This is a genomic window from Plantactinospora sp. BB1 (assembly GCF_003030385.1).
In the GTDB taxonomy this organism is placed as follows: Bacteria; Actinomycetota; Actinomycetes; order Mycobacteriales; family Micromonosporaceae; genus Plantactinospora.
Genome location: NZ_CP028159.1, coordinates 267,665 through 290,655, shown reverse-complemented (window position 1 = coordinate 290,655; position 22,991 = coordinate 267,665). Strand labels below are relative to the sequence as shown.

Below are 22,991 nucleotides of genomic sequence, written 5' to 3'. Positions count from 1 at the left end.
CGAGACAACTCTATATAGCGGGTACCTCGCTGGAAACGGGATCGCCCTGCCAGTGCCCGACCAGTTCCCGATAGGTCGCCGAACGGGCCAGCAGTTCGTCGTGCCGGCCGCACAGCGGACGGCCGCCGTCGAGGATCAGCACCTGCCGGGCCCGCAACGCCGAACTGATCCGGTGTGCCACCACCACCAACGCGCCCGGGCGGGTGCCGAAGACCTCCTCGACCGTCGCCTCGGCCACCGGGTCGAGATGACAGGTCGCCTCGTCCAGGATCGCCAGCGGCGCGGGGGAGAGGTACGCGCGGACCGCCGCGACGAGTTGCCGTTCCCCGGCGGAGAGCGCCGTCGGGTCCACCGTGGCGGTCAACCCGCCGAGTCGGCGTACCAGCGGCAGCAGGCCCAGTCGGTGCACCGCCGCGTCCACCCGGTCCTGCCCCGCGCCGGGGCAGAGGTAGCGCAGGTTCTCCAGCAGCGTACCGGCGAAGACGTACGCCTCCTGCGGGATCATCACCCGGTGCCGGGCCAGCGTCGCCGGATCGGCGGCACCGATCGGGGTCCCGCCGAGCAGCACCGTACCGGCCTGCGGCCGGAGCAGTCCGGCGAGCAACCCGGCCAGGGTGGACTTGCCGGCCCCGCTCGGCCCCACCACCGCCAGGTACGCCCCCTCGCCGAGGGTGAGGTCGAAGCCGTCGAGGACCGGGCGGGCCCGTGGGCCGTACCGAAAGGTGACCTCGCGCAGCTCCGCCCAGGCCGACCCGGCCCGGTACGCAATACCGGCGGCGGCACCGGTGCGGGGCGGCACGGCGTCGACCGCACCGACAGTGGCGAGACCGTTCAGGGGTGTGTCGGTGTCGGATCCGAGCGTGGTGGCGGCGAGGATCCGGTCCAGCGTCACCGCGAACCGGAGTCCGCCGCCGGCCACGCCCTGCACCAGCGCGTGCAGCGCGGGTTGGAGACCGGTGGCGACGTACACCAGGGCGCCGAGTACCGCACCGGCGGTGAGCCCACGCCGGACCAGCCAGGGGGCGGCCAGCAGCAGTACCGCCAGCGGCAGCCAGCCGCCGACCGCGAGACTGAGGCTGCGCAGCGCCGCCATCCGGGCCAGCGCGTGTTCGGCCCGGGCCTGCCGGTCCACCTGCCGGCCCACCCGGTTTGCGACGATCTCCTGCGCGCCGCAGGCCACCACGTCCCGGTGCCCGGCGAAGGCCGCGCCGGCCGCCTCGCCGAGCCGCTCGTCGGCGGTGACGTAGTCGCGCTGCCGGGCGACCATCGCCGGCAGCGCGGCGGCGAAGAGCACCAACCCGGCGACCAGCGGTACCGCGACCACCCCCGCCACCACCGGAGTCAGCGAGAAGAGCCCGAGCAGGGCCGCCCCGGCGGTGAAGAGAAAGCCCCGGACCACCATCACCAGTCCGGCGAAGGTGTCCCGGACGATCTCCACCTGATGGGTCAGCCGGGCCACCGCCGAGGTCTCCGGCCGGGCTCCGGCGGCGGTCGACCGGTGCAGCGCCCCGGTGACCACCCGGCCGGCCAGCTCGTCGCGGAACGGCTCGACGACGTCGCCGAGGCAGGCGTACGCCCGGTTGGTGCCGACCGCGCCGATCACCACCGCCACGGCCAGTACGCCCAGCCAGGCCAGCCCGGTCTCCGGCCGGCCGGCCAGGAATCCGTCGTCGACGGCCCGGGCGGTCAGGTAGCCGGCGAGCAGCGTCGGCAGCGCCTCGGCGGCCGACCACCCGGCGAGCCGGCCGAGCGGGCGGGCCCGGCGGCGCAGCGCGGTGGCGGTGAACCGGGTGACCCCGCTCATCGCACCGCCTCGGCCGATGGTTTCGCCGCCTCGACCGGCGGCTCCGCCGCCTCGACCGATGGCACTGCCGCCTCGGCCGGTGGCACTGCCGGCTCGACCGATGGCACTGCGGGCCCGATCGATGGCTCCGCCGCCTCGACCGGCGGCTTCGCCGGCTCCGCCCGGGGTGGCGCGGAGGCGGCGAAGACGCCCCGGTAGGCCGGATCCCGCCACAGCCGACGGTGCGGGCCGACGCCGCGCAGCCGGCCGCCGTCCAACCAGGCGACCAGCTCCGCGGCGGCGGCGGTGGCCACCCGGTGGGTCACGACCAACCGGGTACGCCGATCCGGGTGCGCGGCGACCGCCGCCGCGATCCGGTGCTCGGTGGCGGTGTCCAGGCTGGAGGTGGCGTCGTCGAGGATCAGCAGCCGCTGCGCGTGCAGGGCCCGGGCCAGCCCGAGTCGCTGCGCCTCGCCGCCGGACATCGGGGTCGCGTCGAGCCGGCTCTGGTAGCCGTCCGGCAGCCGCTCGACGAACTCGTCGATCGCGGCCGCCCGGGCCACCGCGCCGAGCCGCGCCTCGGAGCCGGCGGCGGAGCCGAGCGTGACCGCCTCCGCGATCGTCTCGCCGACCAGCACCGGCCGTTCGAAGCCGTATCCGACCGCCTGCCGCAGCGCGGAGCGGCTGAACCGGCGCAGCGGTACCCCGTCGAGGAGTACCTCACCGGCGTCGGGGTCCCGCAGCCGGCCGGCGACCGCGGCCAGGGTCGACTTGCCCGCTCCGGAGGGGCCGACCACGGCGACGGTCGCGCCGGGCGGTACCCGCAGGTCGATTCCGTCCAGCACCGGCCGGCCGTCGTCGGCGTACACGGTCACCCCGGTGAGGACCAGTCGGCCGGTACCGTCGGGCAGCGGCGCCGTCCCGTACGACCTCGGCGGTTCGGCCAGTACGGCGGCGACCCGCTGCGCCCCGGCCCGGGTCCGGACCAGCCGGTTGAGCGTGGCGACGATGCTGCCCAGCCCGGCGCCGAGCGCGGCGTACTGCACGGCGGCGAAGAGCTGACCCGGGGTGAGTCGCCCCTGCGCCACCGACCAGCCGCCGACCGCGACGATCGCCAGTTGCAGCAGCGGGGCCAGCGCCGCCGTCCGGCCGGAGGCCCGGGCCAGCGTGGTCCAGGTGCGGATACCGTGGGCGCGCAGCTGCGGCAGCGGCTCCAGTACCCGGTCGATCTCGGCGCGGACGGTGCCGGCGGCAGCGATGGTGCGGGAGCCGTGCAGCGCCTCGGCGAGCCGCCCGGCGATCCGACCCTGTACCCCGAGATAGCCGGCGGCGGCGGCCGAGGCGTCGGTGACGAAGGCGCGCAGTCCGGCGGCGAGCAGCAGCAGCCCGGCGCCGAACGTGACGGCGAGGCGCCAGTCGAGCAGCAGCAGCGCGACGACGCTGCCCAGCGGGGGGAGCGCGGCGGCCACTCCGAATACCACCGTGCTCCCGGCCTGGCCGGAGTCGGCGGCCTGTCCGACCAGCCGGCCGACCAGGTCGCCCACCGGATAGCGGGTGGCGCGGCGCGGATCGAGGGCGAGCAGGTGCCCGAGCAGCCGGTGCCGCAGCCGGGCGGTGGTGCGGGCGGTGCCGGCACCGGCGGCCAGGTTGCTCAGCGTGTCGGTGGCGACGATCAGCACCACCAGACCGCAGGCGGCGAGTGGCCACCACCGGTCCGCCCCGCCGAGCGCGGCGTCCACGGCCAGCCCGAGCGCGGCCGGTAACAGCAGTTCGGCCACCGCGCCGAGCAGCGCGGCGGCCGCGAGGGCGACGGTCCAACCGCCGCCGTACGCGATCGCCTGCCGGAGGAGCCGGTTCCCGTCGGCCTGGACCGGCCGGTTCCCGTCGGCGGCCACGCGTACCACCCTTCCGTCGACACGGGGTTGCCCTGGGCGGGGACGTCTGCCCACCCAGGGCCCCGATGCTGACCTGATCAGTTGCAGGTCGTCACGGACAGCGAGCTGTCGCCGCACAGCAGCAGGCTCGCGCGGCTACCGCCGCCACCGCCGCCCCCACCGGTGCGGTCGGCCAGCTCCATCCCCTGAAGGTCCAGAAGCGCCATGGTTGTTTCACCTCCTCCTTTACTGTTCGGTCCGATGTGCCCCTCGCGGCAGCGAGGGGAGTCTGGTCGCGCCGGTCAGCGGCGCGAGGAAGGGCAGCGTCACCGGCTCGTCGTGCCGGGCCATCCCGGTGGCGAGCAGTACGCCCGCGCTCCCGGTGGCCAGGTCCATCGACAGCCGCAGCAGTTGTTCGCCGGGGAAGGCGAGGAAGCCCTGGTACGGCAGCGCGTGCCAGGCCAGCCGGCCCACCTGCCGGTCCAGTTCGGTCCGGTCGTCCTCCCGGTCCGCCTCGGCACCGCTCGGCCGCTCCCCGGTCGGGTGGCTGCCGTCGGGCGTCCGCGCGGCCAGGTAGGCGATGATGCCGGCCCGTCCGGCGAAGAGCCCGGACTGTGCGTAGAACGGTGCCCGGGCGGCCCGCCGTACCGCGTCGGCGGACTCGGCGAGTTCCGGGTCCGGCCGGTGCCGGAGGTACTGGTCGAGCACCAGTCCGATGCCGACGCTGCCGTGTGCCAGGTACGGCATGGTCCGCCAGCCCTCGTTGACCTCCAGCGCCCCGTCCGGGCGTACCACGCACCGGCGCAGGTCGTGCCGGAGCGCGTCACCGGCCCGGTCCAGCAGTCCGGTGTCACCGCTGCGCTCGTAGAGCCGGAGGAACATCAGGGCCGGGCCGCTTCGCCCCCGGGTCAGTCCCGCGTACGGGTGCTGCCCGCCGCTGATCTGCGCCCCGGCGCCGGTGCTGCCGGCGGTGTCGCCTCCGGCCGGCGCACCGGCGCCGTCGGCCGACCGGTCGGCGACCAACTCGGCGGCGCGCCAGGCAGCCTGCCGTAACGTCGGTTCACCGGTCCGGTCCGCCATCTCGGCGAGGTTGAGCGCTATGCCGGAGAGCCCACTCACCAGGTCCTCGCCGAGTTCTTCCCAGGGCTCTCCGAGGCAGATGTCGAGTACGTCGAGCGCCTCCTGCCGGCGGCCGAGGTGCTCCAGGGCGTACGCCACCCCGTGCAGTCCGTCGTAGAAGCCGCAGCGGGTACCGGAGGCCGGGCGCAGGGCCCGCTTCACCAGCCAGTCCTCGTACTCCGGGTACCGGCCGGCGCCGGTGGCGTGCAGCGCGTGCAGGACGCCGGCGGTGCCGTACCCGAGGTTCAGGCCGCCGGTGCGGAACTGGTCGATGTCGCCGGGGAAGAGCCGGTCGTCGCGGTCCGGGGTCGCGCTGGCGAGGATGGCGCCGGCGATCCGGTCGCGCAGTCTCGGCCAGGCCGTCGGGTCGGCGGCGAAGTCCTCGGCCCCGGGCACCGGGTGGGTGGCCCGGCCCCGCGCCGGGTCCCCGGCGTGGCTGGCCGGCAGCGGTTCTCCGGCGCCGATGTTCGGCACCTGCTTCTCGGGGCGGGCCGTCGGCGTCGCGTCGGCCGTCGGCATTGTGTCGGCCGTCGGCGTCGTGTCGGCCGTCCGCGTCGTGTCGGCCGTCCGCGTCGCGTCGGTGCGGATGGCGTCGCCGGTGATCTCGGCGACGGCCGCGTCCAGGAAGTCGCGCGGCACCGGGAAGTGCGCGGCGACGACGTCGGCGAGGTGCGCGGCCTTGGCCGGGGCGAGCCGGACCATCTGGGTCAGCGGCAGGAAGAGGGCGAGCCGGAGGCAGGCCAGGGCGTAGCGGTCCACGGCCAGCCCGGTCCGGTCGCGCGGGGCGGCGAAGGCCTGGTTGCGCAGCGCGGGGCGGGTCGCCTCGGCCACCGGCGCGGCGACCTCGAAGTCGACCAGGGTGACCCGGTCGTCCGGGCCGACCATGATGTTGAACAGGTGCAGGTCGCCGTAGACGATGCCGTGTGCCGCGATCGCCTCGACGGTCCGCTCCACCTGCTGGTGGATCCGCAGTGCCCAGTCGGTGTAGTCGGCCAGCTCGGCCGGGGTGGCGTCCGCGTCGACCAGCGGGTAGCGCTCGACGATCAGCTTGTTCAGCGCCCGGCCCTCGACGAACTCCAGGGCGAGGAAGTGGTGGTCGCCGAGGACGAACTCGTCGTGCACCCGGGCGATCCCCGGCACGTCGGCGAGCCGGCGGAGCATCTCGGCCTCGCGGTGCAGTCGGGTGATCGCGTCGGTGCCGGTGGCGTCCAGCCCGGCGTGCGGGCGGGCCTCCTTGAGTACCACCTGGGCGTCGGTGCGGGTGTCCCGGCCGACGTACAGGCCGCCGCCGTTGGAGAAGTGGATCACCCGTTCGATCCGGTACGGCAGGTCCGTGGTGGTGGTCGCGTTGCGGGCCGCGAGGTGCGGGCCGAGGAACTCGGGCAGGGTCACCCAGTCCGGTACGTGGAAGACCGGGTCGCGCCGGTCCGGTACCAGGGTTCCGGTGCCGTCCTCGATCGCGGGTACCACCTGGCCGTCGTCGCCGACGCAGTACCGGGCGGCGAAGCCGCCGTACCGGACGTAGACCGGGCCGGCGCCGTAGCGCAGGTCACTGAGGATGTACGGCCCGGCCTCGCCGTCCAGCCGTTCGGCGAGCTCCTTGCAGGCGAGTTCGAGTTCGGCCTCGTCCCGGGGGTAGATGGTGACGAACTTGCCGCTGGAGCCGCGCCGGGCGTACTTCGAGTTGCGCATCAGCAGCATCCGCGGGCCACGGAGGAACTTGAACGAGATTCCCCGGGGTACGCAGTAGTCGAAGACGCTGTCCAGGATCCGGTCGGCATTGTCGAGACAGGCCGACACGTGGATCTTCCAGCCCTGCTGGGGGAGCGTGCCGTCCTCGGGGCCGTAGATCAGCCAGTCGTCGCTCGGCTCGCGCTGCCAGCCGGCCGGCACCGGCCGGTCGGCGGCGGTGAACCCGGCGGCGGCGGTCGCGGAGGTGGTGCTGAGCGAGTCGTAGAACAGTGGATCGACCGCACAGTAGGCGTCGTATCTCTCGTCCATCTCGCGGCTCCTCGGGTGTTCCCTGGGCGACCGTGCTCCATCGATGCATCCGAGTCTCCTGGTCGGGTCCGAGGTGTTACTAGTGTGTTAAGTCATCCCCCAAGGTGCGTCATGCACGGGTACCTATGACAAATGTCAGGGCCGCCGGCCGAATGAAAACCATCAATATTGCTAAATCCGGATATACGAATCACCGCTGGTTGGAGACGTCTGTTCCGGTACGTCCGCGATCGCGGAGCGGCGTCGGTGGCCCGTCGGGCGAGCCCTCCACTGCGGCCTGACCGCCCCGGGAGCCGGCCGGTACACCCGGGGGAGGGCAGGGGCGCGCGGCGCCGACGGCGAGGTCAGCGGTCCGCCTCGCGGTTGCCGGTGGATTTCGAGTAGATCTATTTACGTCGTCAGGCTGTCATGACATTCTGCCAAAGGTGAGGTCGTTCGAGATCGATCGTTGGCGCGGGGAGGCGGACATGTCAGATCGGCGCAGGCGCCGGTGGGGCCGTACGACCGGACCGGCGGTCGGCCGCGCGACGGGCGCGGTCGGCACCGTGCTGGCGATGGTGCTGGCGGCCACCGCCTGCGGGGACTCCTCGGAGCCCGCCGGCAGGGACGCGAAGAACATCACGCTGACCATCACCGACAACGCGATCGCCGGAGGCAAGAACTCCCGCAGTGCCGAGTGGATCCAGAACTGGGTGATCCCGAGGTTCGTCGAGGCGCAGAAGGCCAAGGGCGTGACCGCGAAGGTGACCTTCCTGCCGAGCGGCGTCGACGACGAGCAGTACAAGACCAAGCTCGCGCTCGACCTGCGGGCCCGGTCCGGCGGCGACGTCATCTCGATCGACGGCATCTGGGTCGGGGAGTTCGCCCAGGCCGGATACCTCAAGCCACTCTCCGAGGTGGCCGGGGCGGAGACCGACTCCTGGGAGGGCTGGGCACAGATCCCGGAGGCGGTGCAGGGGCTCGGCCGCTTCGAGGAGAAGCGGTACGCCATCCCGATCGGCACCGACGGCCGGGTGCTCTACTACAACAGGAAGCTCTTCGGCCAGGCCGGCCTCCCCGCCGACTGGCAACCGCGTAGCTGGCAGGAGATCCTCGACGCCGGCACCAGGCTGAAGAGCCTGCCCGGGGTGACCCCGATCCAGATCAACGCCGGCACCGCGATGGGCGAGGCGACCAGCATGCAGGGCGCGCTGCCGCTGCTGGCCGGTGCCGGCGGCGAGGTCTACGCGGACGGCAAGTGGAGCGGCGCCACCGCACCGGTCCGGGACATGCTCGACTTCTATGCCAGGGTCTATGCCGGCGGGCTCGGCGACCCGCTGCTGCAACAGGAGGCGAAGGGGCGGGACAAGGCGTTCCAGCGGTTCGCCGAGGGCAAGGTCGGCATCCTCGCCGAGGGCGACTACTTCTGGCGCAGCGTCGTCGAGCCGAAGGCCGGCATCGCCAAGATGGCCGACCGGGACGCCACCGTCGGCTACGCGCTGATCCCGGCGAAGAACCCCGGGGCCGGCATCCGGGGGCAGGACTTCGTCAGCATGTCCGGCGGCAGCGTCCGGGTGCTCAACCCGCACTCGAAGTACCCGACCCAGGCGTTCGAGCTGCTCACCTTCATGCACTCGGCGGAGGCGGTGAAGGCGGAGCTGGGTGAGGTACCCCGGATCACCGCCCGGACCGACGTCAACAACGAGGTGCTGGCCGGCGACCCGATGCTCAGGTTCGTGGCCGAGAAGGTCCTGCCGATCACCGCCGCCCGGCCGCCGCTGGCGGTCTATCCACAGGTGTCGGTGGCGATCCAGGAGGCCACCGCGGCGGTGGTCGGCGGCAAGGCGCCGGACGTTGCGGCGGCGGACTACCAGAAGAAGCTGGCGGGGCTGGTCGGTGGCGCGGACAACGTCGTCTCCTGACCCGACCACCGTCGACACCGGCGGGTCCGCGACACTCCGGGCCGACCCGGGTACCCCGCTGGCCCGCCGTGCCGACGCCGCCGGGCTGGGCCGGACCCTGGCGGGCGGGTTCGTGCTGCCCGGCCTGGTGCTGATCGTCCTCTTCCTGGTGGTCCCGGCACTCTGGACCATCTACCTCGGCGTCACGAACTACCGGCTCACCGGGCTGGCCGCGGCCGACCCGCAGGTGGTCGGGCTGGACAACTACACCGCGGCCCTCGGTGACGAGCGGTTCCGTACCTCGCTCTGGCTCACCCTCCAGTTCGTCTTCGGCTCGGCGGTGCTCGGCCAGGCCGGGCTGGGTTTCGCGATCGCCTGGTCGCTGCGTGACCGGCACGGCCCGGTACGCCGGGTGGTGGAGGCGCTGGTCCTGCTCGCCTGGATCCTGCCGAGTTCGGTGGTGGCGTTCCTCTGGATCGCCCTGCTGGACCGGGACGCCGGCACCCTCAACGCGCTGCTCGGCACCCCCGGGATGGCCTGGCTGCTCGACCACCCGATGCTGTCGGTGATCCTCTTCAACACCTGGCGCGGCACCGCCTTCTCGATGATGCTCTACGGCGCCGCCCTGCAGAACGTGCCGCCGTCGCACCTGGAGACCGCCCGGCTGGCCGGGGCCTCGGGCTGGCAGCAACTGCGCGACGTGGTCTTTCCGCGCATCCGTGGGCACGTGCTGACCAACCTGCTGCTGATCAGCCTCTGGACCTTCAACGACTTCACCCCGTTCCTGATCACCGCGGGCGGTCCCGAGCAGCGGTCCGAGATCCTCCCGGTCTACGTATTCAAGATCGCCCTATCCGGTGGTGAACTCGGGTTCGGCGCGGCGATCTCCTTCCTGATGCTGCTGATCAACCTGGTCATCGCGCTGGTCTACCTGCGCACCCTCGGCCAGCGGCGGGAGGCCCGGCGATGACGGCCGGCCCGGAGACGACGACCCGTCCCGCGCCGACCGGTCCGGCGGCGACCGGCCCGGCGGCGACCCTCGGCTGGCGGGGCGCGCTGGCCCAGATCGGCCGCTACACCTTCGTCTCCCTGGTGCTCGGCTTCTTCGCGCTGCCACTGCTCTGGCTCGCCACCGCACCCTTCGACCGGACCCCGACGATCACCACCTCGCTGCCCGAGTTCACCCTGGACAACTTCCGGGCCCTGCTGGACAACCCGTACGCGCTCCGGTCGCTGTGGAACTCGATCCTGCTCTCCGGCGGTACGGCGGTCCTGGTGGTGACGTTCGCCGCCTCCGCCGCGTACGCGCTGAGCCGGGTACGGATGCCGGGCCGGGACGCGCTCCTCTACGGACTCCTGCTGCTCTCCTCGATCGTCACCGGTACCGCCACCATGGTGCCCCTCTACGAGCTGGCCTTCCGGCTCAACCTGATCGACTCCCGGCTCGGCGTGATCCTGATCCTCAGCGGAGGGCTGCTGCCGGCGGCGATCTTCATCCTGAAGGACTTCATGGACGGCACGCCGACCTCGTACGAGGAATCGGCCCGGGTCTTCGGGGCCAGCCCGGTGCAGATCGTCTGGCAGATCGTGCTGCCGATGGTCCGACCCGGGCTCGCCACCGTGGCGGTCTGGGCGGTGGCGAACGTCTGGGGCAACTTTCTGGTGCCGTTCCTGCTGCTGCGCAACCCGGACAAGGCCCCGGCAGCGGTGATCATGTACACCCTCTACACCGAGGGCGGTCAGGCGAACCTGGCGCTGCTCTCGACCTTCTCGCTGCTCTACTCGCTGCCGGTGGTGCTGATGTTCGTCTTCGTCAGCAGCCGGTACGGCTTCCGGTTCCACGGAGGGATCAAGCGCTGATGGCCGCCATCACCCTGCGCCGGCTCGGCAAGGTCTATCCCGGCGGTGTCCGGGCCCTGGACGGGCTCGACCTGACCATCGCCGACGGCGAGTTCTTCGCACTGCTCGGGCCCTCCGGCTGCGGCAAGACGACCCTGCTGCGGACCATCGCCGGGCTGGAGGTGGCCACCGAGGGCGCCGTCGAGATCGGCGACCGCGACGTCACGAACCTCCAGCCCGGTCGCCGGGACGTGGCCATGGTCTTCCAGGACTACGCCCTCTTCCCGCACATGACCGTCGAGGAGAACATCGGCTACCCGCTGCGGATCAAGAAGGTGCCCCGGTCGGCCCGGCGCGACAAGGCCGCCGGGACCGCCGCCGAGCTGGGCCTGACCGGGCTGCTCGACCGGCGCCCCGGCCAGCTCTCCGGCGGCCAGCAGCAGCGGGTCGCGCTGGCCCGGGCGATGGCCTGCCATCCGCAGGTCTTCCTGCTCGACGAACCGCTCTCCAACCTCGACGCCCGGCTCCGGCTGGAGGCCCGGACCTTCCTCAAGCGGTTGCAGCGGGAACTCGGGGTCACCTGCGTCTTCGTCACCCACGACCAGGCCGAGGCGCTGGCCCTGGCGGACCGGATCGCGGTGATGGAGGGCGGCCGGATCCGTCAGGTCGGCACCCCGGTCGAGGTGTTCCGCCGCCCGGCGAACACCTTCGTGGCCGGGTTCATCGGCTCCACCCCGATGAACCTGCTCGACGCCGAGGTGGCCGGCGACGCGGTGCTGGTCGCCGGGACCCGGCTGCCGCTGCCCGAACCGGCCCGCACCCTGGTCGCCGACGGCGACCGGGTGGTCTACGGGGTACGCCCGGAGTACCTCGACCTGCACCCCGCCCCGGTGCCGGACGCGCTCTCCGGCCGGGTGGTCGTGGTGGAGAACCTCGGCAGCAGCTCGCTGGTCTCGCTGGACCTGCCCGACACGGACGGCGTCTCCGGGGTCGGTCTCCAGGTGGTGGTGCCGGAGGGCCACGAGCCGGAACTCGGCGACACCGGTTGGGTGCTGCCGCGCGAGGGCCGTTCGCTGCTCTACCGGGACGGCGAACTGCTCGGCGCCGCCGCACCGGCCGGCGCCCCGGCGGTGGTCGGCGGTGCGGTGGGCGGATCTGGCTGACGGGACGGACGAGCGGATCGAGGTGCGGCAGTGCGGGACCGGGTGACGACGCACCGGGGGCGATGGACCCTCGACGACCGCGCGGCGGAGATGATCCGGCCGCTGCCGGTGGAGGTGCCGCCCGGCACCGCCGCGCTGAGCGTACGGCTGGACTATCCGCACGAGGCCGGGGTGCTGGACCTCGGCTGCCAGGGTACGGCCGGCTTCCGGGGCTGGTCCGGTGGTTCCCGGGACGCGTTCACCGTCGCCGTCGACTGGGCGACCCCGGGCTATCTCCCCGGCGAGCTGGAACCCGGGCAGTGGCAGGTGCTGCTCCGGCTGCACCGGATCCCGCCGGACGGGCTGGACTTCACGGTCACCGCCACCACCAGCGGCACCCGACCGGCACCGCCGGAGCCGGCCCCCGCCCCGGCCCGGCCCGAGCGCCGACCCGGCCGACCCGTACCGGCCGTCGACGGGCTTCGCTGGTTCGCCGGTGACCTGCACGCGCACACCGTGCACAGCGACGGCTCCAGCACGGTGCCGGAACTTGCCGCCCTCGCCGCCGGCCAGGGCCTGGACTTCCTCGCGGTCACCGACCACAACACGGTGAGCCACCACCCCGAACTGCCCGCCGCGAGCGCCCGGTACGGCGTCACCCTGCTCCCCGGCCAGGAGGTGACCACCGACCGCGGCCACGCCAACGTCTTCGGCCCGACCGGCTGGATCGACTTCCGGAGACCGGCCGACGAGTGGGTCGCGGCGGCGGAGCTGGCCGGCGGGCTGCTCTCGATCAACCATCCGCTCGCCGTCGACTGCGCCTGGCGGCAGCCGCTGCGGAGTCGGCCCCGGCTGGCCGAGATCTGGCACTCCGGCTGGTGGGACCGGACCTGGGGAGCGCCGCTGGCCTGGGCGCAGGCCTGGCGGCCGGACGTCGTACCGGTCGGTGGCAGCGACTTCCACCGGCCCGGGGACCCGGCACCGGGCACCCCGACCAGCTGGGTACTGGCCGAGGCGGGGCAGGACCCGACCTCTGCCCCGGACGCCGGGGCGCTGCTGGCCGGGCTGGCGGCGGGGCGTACCGCCGTGTCGGCCGGGCCGGACGCGCCGCTGCTGCTCCGGCTCGGTGCCGAACTGCTCGCCCTGGACGCCGACGGGACGGTGCTGATCCGGCCGGACGGGGCACGACAGGTGATCCGGGGCGACCGGGTACTGCTGCCCGCCGTGAACGGGCTGCACCTGCTGGAGTCGTACCGGACGGAGGTGATCGCGCTGTGCGCCTGACGACGGACGACCCCGCACCCCCGGCCGCAGCCGTACGGGTGGCGAACGCGCCGGTCAGCTTCGGCATCTACGCCCCGGACGCGGCGCCGCTGCACCCGGAGGAGCTGCTCGACGGGCTGGCCGAGGCCGGTTACCGGGGCATCGACAGCGGCCCGCTCGGCTACCTCGGCACCGGAGCCGGGCTCGGGCGCCGGCTGGACCGGGTCGGCTTCGGCCTGGCCGGCGGCTGGGTGGATCTGCGCTTCGCCGACCCCGACGGGTTCGCTGCCGACCTGCCCGGTCTGGACGCCGCGCTGGACGTCTTCGGCGCGGCCCCGGTCGACGACCCCCGGTTCGCGCCCCGGCCCACGCTGGCCTGTTCGGCCGACCCGGCCCGGATGGCCCGGCCGGGCGTGCCACACGATCCCGGCCTGGCCCTGCCGGCGCACGCCTGGCCGGGCTTCGCCGGCCGGGTGCAGCGGGCGGCGGACCGGTGCCGGGAGCGCGGCCTCGAACCGGTGTTCCACTACCACCTCGGCACGGACGTGGAGACGGCGGAGGAGGCGGACCGGCTGCTGGAGCTGACCGACGTCTCGGTCTGCCTGGACACCGGTCACCTCTGGCTGGCCGGCGGTGACCCGGTGGCGGCGGTACGCCGTTGGGGTGCCCGGATCCGTCAGGTGCACGTCAAGGACGCCGACCTGGCCGCGCACCACCGGGTCCGGTTGGCCGGCGGCGGGCTGACCGAGGTGGTGGCGGCCGGCGGGTTCTGCCGGCTCGGTGCCGGCGGGGTGGACATCCCCGGGGTACTGGCGGCGCTTGGCGAGATCGGCTACGCGGGCTGGCTGGTGGTGGAGCAGGACGCCCCGGCCGGCCGCCGCGACGTCGCCGCGATGCTGGCCGAGCAGCGGGCCAATCGGGAGTATCTGCACGGGCTGGGTCTGCGGTGACGGGCGGGGTGCGGGTGTGAGCCCGGGGAAGCTGCTCCGGGTGGCGGTCGCCGGGCTGGGCGTGATCGCCCAGACGGTGCACCTGCCGCTGCTGGAACGCCGTCGCGACCTCTTCGAGCTGGTCGCCGTCGCCGACCTGTCGCCGAGCCGTGCCCGGGAGGTGGGCGGGCGCTACGGCGTACCCGAGCGGTGCCGGCTGGTCGACGGCGCCGAGCTGCTCGACGTCGCCGGCCTGGACGCGGTGCTGCTGCTCACCTCCGGCTCGCACGGCGACCTCGCGGCGGCGGCGCTGCGCCGGGGCGTACCGGTCTTCTGCGAGAAGCCGCTCGCGCACACCCGGGCCGAGGCCGCCGAGCTGGCCCCGCTGGCGGCCGGGGAGGACCGGCTGATGGTCGGCTACATGAAGCAGTACGACCCGGTGGTGGTCGAACTCGCCCGCCGACTCGACCGGATCGGCGGCGCCGGGGCGGTGCACGCGGTCGAGGTGACGGTGCTGCACCCGAGCGGCGGGTCGCAGCTCGCCGCCCACCGGCTGGCACCGACACCGACCGACGCGGACGGTGAACGGGTCCGGGGCTTGCGCGAGCGCGCCGACGAGCTGCTGACCCGGGCGGTCGGGCCGGACCCGGCGGTCCGGGCGCTCTACCAAATCATGATCAACAGTGTCTCGCACGACCTGTCCCTGCTCCGGCTGCTGACCGGCGCACCGGGCACGGTGCAGCACGTCGCGCTCTGGCCGGCCGAGCCGGCACCCGGACACGAACCCTCGGTCGAGGTCAGCGGCGAGCTGCCGGCGGGCGGCCGGTACGGCATCCGCTGGCTCTACCTGCCGGACTACCCCGGCTACCGGGAGACCGTCACCCTGCACCACGCCCGGGGCTCGTTCGAGCTGGTCTTCCCGACCCCCTACCGGCCGGACCGGCCGGCCACGCTGACCGTGCGGGACGGGAACGACGGGGACGACGGGGTCGAGCGCCGCTGCGTCCACCGGGGCAACGTCTCGGCCTTCGAGCGGCAACTCGTCGCCTTCCACGCCATGGTCACCACGGGTGCCCCGCCCCGGACCGGGCTGGCCGGCGGCACGGCCGACATCGTGACCAGTCAACAGGTGGTCCGCCGGTTCGGGGAGCTGACCGGTACGGCGGTGGGTGGAGAGGCGGCGACCGGATGACGACGGACGGGCGTGGGCGGGCCGGGGCGGGCGTACCGGCGAGCATTGTGGTGGTGCCGCACACCCACTGGGACCGGGAGTGGTACGAACCGTTCCAGCGCTTCCGGCTGCGCCTGGTCGCGCTCCTCGACGAGGTGTTCGAGCGGATGGAGCGCGACCCGCGCCAGCGGTTCACCCTGGACGGCCAGCTCGCCGCCGTCGACGACTACCTGGAGGTACGCCCCGAGCGGCGGGACCGGGTCGCCGCCCTGGTCGCGGCCGGCCGGCTGGCCGTCGGCCCGTGGCAGATCCTGCTCGACGAGTTCCTCTGCTCCGGCGAGAACATCGTCCGCAACCTGGAGCTGGGGCTGCGCCGGGCCGCCGGCTTCGGCGCCGCCATGCCGGTCGGCTACCTGCCCGACATGTTCGGGCACGTCGCCCAGATGCCGCAGATCCTGGCCGGTGCCGGGCTGGCACACGCCTGCGTCTGGCGGGGTGTGCCGGACCGGGTACGCAGCTCCGCCTTCGCCTGGACGGCACCGGACGGCACCACGATCCGGACCGAATACCTGCACGGCGGCTACGGCAACGCCGCCGGCCTGGTGGACAACCCTGCCCTGGTGGCCCGCCGCGCCGCCGAGCTGGCCGAGCGGCTCGCCGCCTGGCGCCCGGACGACGCCGAACCGACGGCCCCGATGCTGGCGATGTACGGCGCCGACCACGGCGCCCCGGCCGCCGCCACGCCCGACCTGCTGGCCGAGGCGGCGGAGCGGACCGGTCTGCGGCTGCGCCTCGGCACCCTGACCGACTACTTCGCCGAGCAGCCGACCGGGGTCGCCGGCCTGCCGGAGGTACGCGGCGAACTTCGCTCACACGCCCGGGCGAACATCCTGCCCGGGGTCTACTCGGTGCGGGCGCACCTGAAGCAGGCGATGGGCCGGGCCGAACGCTGCGTCGAGCGGTACGCCGAACCACTGCGCACCCTCTGGTTCGACGCCTCGGCGCAGCGCTTCCTCGACATGGCCTGGATCCGGCTGATCGAGGCGAGCTGCCACGACTCGGTGACCGGCTGCGGCTGTGACGAGACGGCCGAGCAGGTGGCGACCCGGATCGCCGAGGCGGAACAACTCGGCCGGGCGGTGCACGACCTGGTCGGCGGGCGGTACGCCGCCGGCACGCCCCGGGACGGCTACGCGGTCTTCAACCCGACGCCCCGCCCCCGGACCGCGCTGGTGCGGCTGGACGTCGCCCTGCCGGGCCCCGGAGCCCCGGTCGCCCTGCACACGAGCGCCGGTCGGATGGTGCCCACCCAGCGGCTGGCGGCCGCACCGACGCTGCTCGCCGACGACTGGTACGACGAGGCCGACCTGCCCGTCGTGCTGGCCCGGCTGCACGGCACCGAGCTGTACGGCCAGGAGGTCACCCGGTGGTCGGTCTCGCCGCCCCGGCCGGCCGGTCCCGACGGATCCCCCGGTCGGCCCGGCGCCCTCACCTTCCACGTCGCCCGCCACGGTGACCAGGCGTTCGACGTCGCGGAGGTGCGGGCGGCCCTGGCCGAGGCGACCGCCCATACCGACACCGCCGACACCGCCGGCACCGCCGGCACCACCGATCTTCGTCCGGCCGCCGCCGAGCCGCACGGATCCGTCGCGCACGCTGACCCGGGCAACGGCTGGGCGGGCTGGCCGGGCGGTACCGGTCGGCGGTGGCGGGTGCGGATCCTCGCCGAACCCCGGGCGACGGTCGCCGCGCTGGTCGAGGTGCCCGCACTCGGCTGGACCAGCGTCCGGCCGGTACCGGCGGACGGCGCCACCCGGAACGATCCGGAAGACGCCGGCACGCTCGCCGACAGGGACGCGGGGCCACCGCCGGCCCGGGCCTGGGGCCGGACGCTGGACAACGGGCTGCTCCGGGTGGAGGTGGCCGACGACGGGACACTGGGCCTGCACACCCCCGACGGGCTGCGGGTCGAGGGACTCGGCCGGATCGTCGACGGCGGAGACGTCGGGGACAGCTACAACTACGCGCCGCCGGCAACGGACTCGCTGGTCGACAAGCCGCAGTCGGTGCGGACCGCGATCCTGCACGAGGGACCGGTCACGGCGGTACTCGACGTGCTGCGTACCTATCGGTGGCCGGTGGACGCGGAGGTGGCGGCGGGGACCCGCTCGGTGCGTACCGAGTCGGTGACCGTGGCGACCCGACTGGAGCTGCGGGCGGCCGAGCCGTTCCTCCGGGTGACGGTGAGCTTCGACAACCGGTCGGCGGACCATCGGGTACGGGCACACCTGCCGCTGCCGTCCCGGGCCGACGTGTCGTACGCGCAGGGCCAGTTCGCGGTCGTCGCACGCGGGCTGACCAGTGAGGGCGGTTCCGGCGAGGTACCGCTGCCGACCTATCCGGCGGCCGGCTTCGTGACGGCCGGCGGTGCCGGTGGCTCGCTGGCGGTGCTGCTCACCCAGCCGAGCGAGTACGAGTTGGTCGACGACGGCCGGGAACTGGCACTGACCCTGCTCCGGTCGGTCGGGATGCTCTCCCGGAACCGGAATTCGATGCGGGACGAGCCGGCCGGGCCGCAGGTGCCGACGCCGTCGGCACAGTGCCGGGGGGAGCGGACGGCCGAGTTCGCGCTGTTGCCGTTCCGGGGCGGGTGGCATGCCGCAGGGGTGCCGGCGGCGGCGGAGGCGTACCGGCACGGGTTCCTCAGCTTCGCCGGCACCGGTCCGGCCGGCGGTGCCGTCCCGCCGGCCCGGACCGGTCTCTCGGTGGCCGGGGGCGGGGTGGTGCTGAGCAGTGTCCGGGACCGGGACGGCCTGGTCGAGGTGCGGGTGGTGGCGGAGCATCCCGCCGACACGGTTGCCACCCTCGGGGCCGGTCGGCCGATCCGCGCGGCGCGCCGGGCCGACCTGCTGGGTCGGCCCGGCGCGGCACTGTCGGTGGGTGTCGACGGGTCGGTCCGGCTGCCGCTGCGGGCCTGGGAGATCGCCACCGTGCAGCTCGAACTCGCCACCGGGAACCCGGGCGCGGACGACGAGGAAACCGTCGACCGGTACTGACCGGCCAGGTCAGCGCGACGGCTCGGGCACGTCGCACTCGATCTCGGGGTTCAACCCGACGTAGTTGAGCGGTCCGGCGATCACCGTCACGATGGTGGTGCCGACCTCGGCGCAGTTGTCGTTGCTGCGGTCGAAGTAGCCGCGCTGCCCGGCGGCGATCGCGCCGATGATCAGCCAGAGCAGTACGATGACGCCGCCTATCGATCCGTAACGCATGAGAGCCTCCTCGGGGGTGGAATGCGGATCGCCCCGGCGCGCTGACCGGCTGCGAACCCCCTGCCGGCCCCGGCCCGCCGGGAGTGTTGCGGACCTGATACCCATCGCCCGATCCCGTGCAAACGCCGCCGTTGCCCGAGGCGGGGCCTGAGTCGTCCGGCGGGCGGCGGCGGGACCGGTCACTGCATCCGGCGCGGTCCCGAGCCCTGTTCGCCGAGTACGTCTCGCGGGTTGACCAGCCCGCACTGCTCGAAGGAGAGGCAGCCGCAGCCGACACACTCGGTGAACAGGTCGCGCATCCGCTCCAGCCGGGCTATCCGGTTGTTCAGTTCGGCGCTCCAGCACTCCGATGCGCGGAGCCAGAACTCCCGGGTGGGCGCGACGCCCTCGGGCAGGAAGCCGAGCACCTCTCCGATGACCGACAGCGGGATCCCGACGCTCTGCGACGCCCGGATGAAGGCGACCTTTCGCAGGGTGCTGCGGTGGTAGCGCCGCTGATTTCCGGAGGTACGACGGCTGCCGATCAGCCCCTGCCGCTCGTAGAACCGCAGTGCCGACGCCGGTACGCCGCTGCGCTCGGCCAGCTCGCCGATCGTGAGTTCCTCCGCCTGCCAAGAGATTGCCGTCACCCCGCCGAGGCTAGCTTGACTTGAACCTTTGTTTAAGTCCGAGCCTGGGGTCGGCGGTCCCGCACCGGGGCCCCGGGCCGGCCACATCCGGTCGGCCCCGCTGCTACGAAGGGGAACCGACATGGGCGACAACCGAACAGTCCTGGTCATCGGCGCGACCGGGAACGTGGGACGGCACGTGGTCAGCGGGCTGCTGGCGGCCGGTGTCGGCGTACGGGCGCTGGTCCGGGATCCCGACCGGGCCGACCTGCCCGACGGCGCCACCCCGGTCCGCGGCGACCTCGCCGATCCGGCCGGGCTGGCCCGGGCAGCCGCCGGGGTCGACGGGGTCTTCCTGCTCTGGCCGTTCTTCAGCACCGAGCTGGCCCCGGCGGTCGTGGACGCCGTCACCGCACCCGGGAGGCACGTCGTCTACCTCTCCGCGATGAACGTCCGGGACGACCAGGACCCGGCCCGCAACGGGTTCTGGGGCGAGGTCGAGCGGCTGGTGGAGGCCTCCGGGTCGACCTGGACCTTCCTGCGCGCCGGCGGCTTCGCCACCAACACCCTGGAGTGGGCGGAGCAGATCCGCGCCACCGGAACGGTCCGCTGGGTCTACGGCGAGGCGGCCCGGTCACTGATCCACGAACGTGACATCGCGGCGGTGGCGGTCCGGGCGCTGACCGAGCGCGGGCACGCCGGCCGGAAGTACGTGCTCACCGGGCCGGAGCCGGTGACCCAGGCCGAGCAGGCGCGGCTGATCGGCGAGGCGATCGGCCGGCCGGTGCACTGGGTGGAGATCCCGGTCGAGCAGGCTCGCCGGGAACTCCTCGCGGCGTGGGGCGACGGCAGGCAGGTCGACGGGGCGCTGGCGTACTGGGCGGGGCTGGTCAGCGAAGCGGAGCCGGTGACCCAGATTGTGCGGCAGGTGACCGGGGTACCGGCGCGTACCTTCCGGGAGTGGGCGGCCGACCACGCGGACGACTTCCGCCCACTTCCGGTGCGGGACCTCGCACCGCACGGGGGCGGTAGGCTGTGATGCCGGACGGCCGGGGGAGACCGATGACCGGGACGCACGACGAACGGGACGAGGCGCCGGGGGAGGTACGGGACAGCCCCACCGGTTGGGTGTCGGCGCACGTCCGGCGCTATCTGGAGACCGACGGGGCGGAGGGACACGACTACCAGGGCTTTCCGACCCTGCTGGTCACCACCCGAGGACGGCGGACCGGTGCGCTGCGCAGGACCGCGCTGATCTACGGCCGGGACGACGACCGGTACGTCGTGGTGGCCTCGAACGGCGCCGCCGCCCGCCACCCGAACTGGTTTCTCAACCTGCGGGCAGACCCGTCGGTGCGGGTACAGGTCCGGGCCGACCGGTTCGCCGCCCGAGCGCGGGTGGCGGACCCTGCCGAGCGGCCCCGGCTCTGGGAGTTGATGGCGGGAATCTTCCCGATGTACCGGACGTACGCCGAGCAGACGTCCCGGCAGATCCCCGTGGTGCTGCTGGAACGCCACTGAGCCACCGGTCCGGTCCGGTTGGGTCGAGTCCGGGCTGGACCGTCGGCCGGGACGGGGCAGCGGCTGCCGACTATCCGGCGGCTGCCCGGACGAGTCGTCCCCGCAGCAGCACCGCGCTGGGGTGGTCCAGCCGGTCGAGGTCGTCGCGGGGGTCGTCGGGATAGACGACGGCGTCGGCGGGAGCGCCCGGAACCAGGCCCGGCAGGCCGAGGTAGTCCCGGGCGGTCCAGGACGCGGCACCGAGCGCGACGTGCGGGGGTACCCCGGCGGCCACCAGCGCGCGCACCTCGTCCGCGATCCGTCCGTGCGGCCGGGAGTCGGTACCGGCCAGCAGCGTGACCCCGGCCTCGGCGGCGGCCGCGACCAGTGGCCCGTGCGCGACGGCACCGGACAAGCCCCAGCGCCGACGTGGGGTGTCGGCGGCGTCGCGCAGCCGGTCGAGTGCGCCGGTGATGATCGACAGTGTCGGGGTCAACGCGGTGCCCTGCTCCGCCATCCGGTGCAGCAGGACCGGGTCCAGGTGCATGCCGTGCTCCACCGAGTCGACCCCGGCGGCCACCGCCGCCGCGCCGCCCGCGGCGTGCTGGGTGTGCACGGCGACCCGGCCCCCGGCGTCGTGCACGGCGGTCACCACGGCCCGGAGTACCTCCACCGGCAGCGGGTCGTCGCCCGGCAGCCAGTCGGCGATCACCTTCGCCCAACCGGTACGGGCGGCCTGGGCGGCGGCGACCTCCGGCAGGTCGGCGTGGGCGGCCCGGCGGCCCCAGTCGGCGAAGAACTGGCCGTGCTGGGCGATCCAGGGTCCGGCGTGGACCGCGCGCGGCAGGTCGGGGTCGATGCCGAACCAGGGCGGTGGCTCACCGGCCAGGCCCGGCGCGCGGATCAGGGTCACCCCGTGTTCGGCGTGCCGGCCCAGGTCGACGCGGAGCAGTTTCTCGTCCAGCGGTCGACCGGGCGCCTCGGCCCCGGGGTGGGTGTGCGCGTCGACCAGGCCGGGCAGCAGCCACCCCTCGGCGACCAGTTCGGCGTTCCGGACCGGGTCGGTGGTCCAGCGGTCGCCGTCGGCGTACAGGTCGACCCACTCGCCGTCGGGCAGGGCGCGCCCGCGTACCCGGAGGACGCTCACCGGGCCCGGCCGGAACTCGCCCGGGGTTGCGCTGTCATGGGCGACCACATTACCGGCAGACCCGGCCCGCCGACCTTCGTCGACATCGGCCGATCCGGCCGGTCGGCCACTGTCGACCCTCCAAATTTGCCAGATCATCGGTCTATCTCTACAGATAGGCGTATAACGGGATCAAAGGTTGATTTCGGCGCGACCGATCACCGGATCGGTCCTGCCGCGACGCGCGAAAGGTCTGGTCATGCGACCGCTTCGGGTGCTGCGGATCATCTCCCGAATGGCTGTGGGCGAGGCCGCGCCGCAGGTCGGCGCGTTGATGCGTGGGCTGGACCCGGACCGCTTCGAGCAGCGGCTCTACGCGGGCCCGGTCGAGCCGGGTGCCGGCGACTACCGCCGGCTGCGCGCCTCCGACGTACCGGTCAGGGTGCTGCCCGCGCTCCGTCGCCCGGTCCGGCCGGTCGACAACATCCGGGCCACGGCCGCGCTGATCGCGGAGATCCGGCACTTCCGGCCGGACCTGGTGCACACCCACGACCTGCGGGCCGGCCTGCTGGGCCGGGTCGCGGCGGTCACCTGCCGGGTGCCGATCCGGGTGCACAGCTTCCACACCCATCCGTTGCCCGGGTCACCGCCGGTCGCCGGCCAGCTCGTCGCGGGCGCCGAGGCGGTGCTGGCCCGGGCCAGCCACGCGCTGGTCGCGGTCGGTGCCCGGGTACGCGACGACCTGCTGGCCGCCTCGATCGGCCGCCCCGACCAGTACATCGTGATGCCGCCGGGGGCGAGCCTGTCTCCGCTGCCCGAGCAGGCTCGGGCGCGGCGCACCCTCGGACTGCCCGAGACCGGGCCGGTGGTGGCGTACCTCGGTCCGCTGAGTACGCCCAGACGGCCGGACCGGTTCCTCGCGGTAGCCCGGGCGGTCCGGCGTACCCGCTCCGATGTCCGGTTCGTGGTCTGCGGCGAGGGTGACCGGTTGGCCGAGACGGTCAGGGCGGCCGCCGCCAGCCGGATCGAGGTGACCTTCCTGCCCTGGCGGTCGGATCTGGAGACGGTCTACGCCTCCGCCGACCTGGTGTTGCAGACCTCGGACCACGAGGGGACGCCGCTGACGCTGGTCGAGGCCGGTCACGCCGGCCGGCCGGTGGTGGCGACCGACGTGGGCGGCACCGCCGAGGTCGTCCGGCACGACCGGACCGGACTGCTCTGCGACCGCCGGGACGTCGACGGGCTGAGCCGGGCGGTGCTGCGGCTGCTGGGCGACGACGAGCTGCGGCGGCGGATGGGTCGGACGGCGCTGACCGAGACCAGGGAGGCGTTCGGCACGCCCCGGCTGGTGGCGGCGACCCGGGACCTCTACCACCGGCTCGCGATGGCCCGGGGCTGCTGGCCGACCGAGCACGTCGAGCCGGTCGGCGCGCTGGCCCGCGCCCGCTGACCCGCGCTGCCGTCTGGCGAAGCGACACCGACTT

General features: G+C 74.0%; 18 protein-coding genes. 11 read left to right on the top strand and 7 right to left on the bottom strand.

Features of this window, described 5'->3' with window-relative positions; translation table 11 throughout:
• Nucleotides 1-10 precede the first annotated feature (10 nt).
• From C6W10_RS01195 to lanKC, 4 genes are all read right to left on the bottom strand, one after another.
• Nucleotides 11-1,804 (bottom strand): ABC transporter ATP-binding protein, encoded by a 1,794-nt coding sequence (locus C6W10_RS01195; protein ID WP_107255949.1) that lies wholly within the window; start codon nucleotides 1,802-1,804, stop codon nucleotides 11-13.
• Complete coding sequence (locus tag C6W10_RS01190) at nucleotides 1,801-3,678, bottom strand: ABC transporter ATP-binding protein (protein ID WP_107255948.1); 1,878 nt, start codon at nucleotides 3,676-3,678, stop codon at nucleotides 1,801-1,803. The genes C6W10_RS01195 and C6W10_RS01190 overlap by 4 nt, the downstream gene beginning before the upstream one ends.
• Before the next feature lie 77 nt (nucleotides 3,679-3,755).
• Nucleotides 3,756-3,884: a SapB/AmfS family lanthipeptide gene (locus C6W10_RS01185; protein ID WP_101366223.1), complete on the bottom strand. Its 129-nt coding sequence runs from the start codon at nucleotides 3,882-3,884 to the stop codon at nucleotides 3,756-3,758.
• A gap of 19 nt (nucleotides 3,885-3,903) precedes the next feature.
• Nucleotides 3,904-6,777, bottom strand: coding sequence for a class III lanthionine synthetase LanKC (lanKC, locus tag C6W10_RS01180; RefSeq protein ID WP_107255947.1), 2,874 nt, complete (start codon nucleotides 6,775-6,777; stop codon nucleotides 3,904-3,906).
• Nucleotides 6,778-7,244: 467 nt separating this feature from the next.
• Between lanKC and C6W10_RS01175 the strand changes: the two genes are divergently transcribed.
• The 8 genes from C6W10_RS01175 to C6W10_RS01140 are packed head-to-tail and all read left to right on the top strand — an operon-like array spanning nucleotide 7,245 to nucleotide 18,057.
• A complete protein-coding gene (locus C6W10_RS01175) occupies nucleotides 7,245-8,678 on the top strand; it encodes an extracellular solute-binding protein (RefSeq protein ID WP_199853246.1) in 1,434 nt (477 codons plus the stop codon).
• Entirely contained in the window at nucleotides 8,653-9,627 is a 975-nt protein-coding gene (locus C6W10_RS01170; RefSeq protein WP_199853245.1) for a carbohydrate ABC transporter permease, read from the top strand. The genes C6W10_RS01175 and C6W10_RS01170 overlap by 26 nt, the downstream gene beginning before the upstream one ends.
• Nucleotides 9,624-10,517 carry a carbohydrate ABC transporter permease gene (locus tag C6W10_RS01165; protein ID WP_107255946.1) on the top strand — a complete coding sequence of 298 codons (894 nt, stop codon included), beginning with the start codon at nucleotides 9,624-9,626 and terminating at the stop codon, nucleotides 10,515-10,517. The genes C6W10_RS01170 and C6W10_RS01165 overlap by 4 nt, the downstream gene beginning before the upstream one ends.
• Nucleotides 10,517-11,659 carry an ABC transporter ATP-binding protein gene (locus tag C6W10_RS01160; RefSeq protein WP_107255945.1) on the top strand — a complete coding sequence of 381 codons (1,143 nt, stop codon included), beginning with the start codon at nucleotides 10,517-10,519 and terminating at the stop codon, nucleotides 11,657-11,659. The genes C6W10_RS01165 and C6W10_RS01160 overlap by 1 nt, the downstream gene beginning before the upstream one ends.
• Before the next feature lie 30 nt (nucleotides 11,660-11,689).
• A complete protein-coding gene (locus C6W10_RS01155; protein WP_199853828.1) occupies nucleotides 11,690-12,922 on the top strand; it encodes a PHP domain-containing protein in 1,233 nt (410 codons plus the stop codon).
• On the top strand, nucleotides 12,913-13,851 hold the full coding sequence (locus C6W10_RS01150; RefSeq protein ID WP_199853827.1) for a sugar phosphate isomerase/epimerase: 939 nt from the start codon (nucleotides 12,913-12,915) through the stop codon (nucleotides 13,849-13,851). The genes C6W10_RS01155 and C6W10_RS01150 overlap by 10 nt, the downstream gene beginning before the upstream one ends.
• A 16-nt stretch (nucleotides 13,852-13,867) precedes the next feature.
• Entirely contained in the window at nucleotides 13,868-15,022 is a 1,155-nt protein-coding gene (locus C6W10_RS01145) for a Gfo/Idh/MocA family protein (protein WP_107255944.1), read from the top strand.
• Nucleotides 15,019-18,057 (top strand): glycoside hydrolase family 38 C-terminal domain-containing protein, encoded by a 3,039-nt coding sequence (locus C6W10_RS01140; protein ID WP_107255943.1) that lies wholly within the window; start codon nucleotides 15,019-15,021, stop codon nucleotides 18,055-18,057. The genes C6W10_RS01145 and C6W10_RS01140 overlap by 4 nt, the downstream gene beginning before the upstream one ends.
• Before the next feature lie 9 nt (nucleotides 18,058-18,066).
• On the opposite strand, the gene C6W10_RS01135 is transcribed toward C6W10_RS01140, so the two are convergent.
• Both C6W10_RS01135 and soxR read right to left on the bottom strand, forming a co-directional pair.
• On the bottom strand, nucleotides 18,067-18,273 hold the full coding sequence (locus C6W10_RS01135; protein ID WP_101366221.1) for a hypothetical protein: 207 nt from the start codon (nucleotides 18,271-18,273) through the stop codon (nucleotides 18,067-18,069).
• A 179-nt stretch (nucleotides 18,274-18,452) separates the two neighbouring features.
• Nucleotides 18,453-18,893, bottom strand: a complete 441-nt coding sequence (gene soxR / locus C6W10_RS01130; protein WP_369938618.1) for a redox-sensitive transcriptional activator SoxR — start codon at nucleotides 18,891-18,893, stop codon at nucleotides 18,453-18,455.
• Nucleotides 18,894-19,023: 130 nt separating this feature from the next.
• Here soxR and C6W10_RS01125 point away from each other — a divergent pair, with 130 nt between their 5' ends.
• Both C6W10_RS01125 and C6W10_RS01120 read left to right on the top strand, forming a co-directional pair.
• Nucleotides 19,024-19,920 (top strand): NAD(P)H-binding protein, encoded by an 897-nt coding sequence (locus tag C6W10_RS01125; protein WP_107255941.1) that lies wholly within the window; start codon nucleotides 19,024-19,026, stop codon nucleotides 19,918-19,920.
• 23 nt (nucleotides 19,921-19,943) lie between these two features.
• The gene (locus tag C6W10_RS01120; protein WP_107255940.1) at nucleotides 19,944-20,402 is read left to right on the top strand and encodes a nitroreductase family deazaflavin-dependent oxidoreductase; all 459 of its coding nucleotides are present in this window, start codon (nucleotides 19,944-19,946) and stop codon (nucleotides 20,400-20,402) included.
• 70 nt (nucleotides 20,403-20,472) lie between these two features.
• Here C6W10_RS01120 and C6W10_RS01115 read toward each other — a convergent pair whose 3' ends face one another.
• Nucleotides 20,473-21,528, bottom strand: coding sequence for an amidohydrolase family protein (locus C6W10_RS01115; protein WP_199853826.1), 1,056 nt, complete (start codon nucleotides 21,526-21,528; stop codon nucleotides 20,473-20,475).
• Nucleotides 21,529-21,766: 238 nt separating this feature from the next.
• Here C6W10_RS01115 and C6W10_RS01110 point away from each other — a divergent pair, with 238 nt between their 5' ends.
• Nucleotides 21,767-22,957 (top strand): glycosyltransferase, encoded by a 1,191-nt coding sequence (locus tag C6W10_RS01110; protein WP_107255938.1) that lies wholly within the window; start codon nucleotides 21,767-21,769, stop codon nucleotides 22,955-22,957.
• The last annotated feature ends 34 nt before the right edge of the window (nucleotides 22,958-22,991 follow it).

What these genes read in the sequence shown, in the direction of transcription:
- C6W10_RS01195 (WP_107255949.1), bottom strand. Translation starts at nt 1,804, where the DNA reads ATGAGCGGGGTCACCCGGTTCACCGCCACCGCGCTGCGCCGCCGGGCC.
- C6W10_RS01185 (WP_101366223.1), bottom strand. Translation starts at nt 3,884, where the DNA reads ATGGCGCTTCTGGACCTTCAGGGGATGGAGCTGGCCGACCGCACCGGT.
- lanKC (WP_107255947.1), bottom strand. Translation starts at nt 6,777, where the DNA reads ATGGACGAGAGATACGACGCCTACTGTGCGGTCGATCCACTGTTCTAC.
- C6W10_RS01175 (WP_199853246.1), top strand. Translation starts at nt 7,245, where the DNA reads ATGTCAGATCGGCGCAGGCGCCGGTGGGGCCGTACGACCGGACCGGCG.
- C6W10_RS01165 (WP_107255946.1), top strand. Translation starts at nt 9,624, where the DNA reads ATGACGGCCGGCCCGGAGACGACGACCCGTCCCGCGCCGACCGGTCCG.
- C6W10_RS01160 (WP_107255945.1), top strand. Translation starts at nt 10,517, where the DNA reads ATGGCCGCCATCACCCTGCGCCGGCTCGGCAAGGTCTATCCCGGCGGT.
- C6W10_RS01140 (WP_107255943.1), top strand. Translation starts at nt 15,019, where the DNA reads ATGACGACGGACGGGCGTGGGCGGGCCGGGGCGGGCGTACCGGCGAGC.
- C6W10_RS01135 (WP_101366221.1), bottom strand. Translation starts at nt 18,273, where the DNA reads ATGCGTTACGGATCGATAGGCGGCGTCATCGTACTGCTCTGGCTGATC.
- C6W10_RS01125 (WP_107255941.1), top strand. Translation starts at nt 19,024, where the DNA reads ATGGGCGACAACCGAACAGTCCTGGTCATCGGCGCGACCGGGAACGTG.
- C6W10_RS01120 (WP_107255940.1), top strand. Translation starts at nt 19,944, where the DNA reads ATGACCGGGACGCACGACGAACGGGACGAGGCGCCGGGGGAGGTACGG.
- C6W10_RS01110 (WP_107255938.1), top strand. Translation starts at nt 21,767, where the DNA reads ATGCGACCGCTTCGGGTGCTGCGGATCATCTCCCGAATGGCTGTGGGC.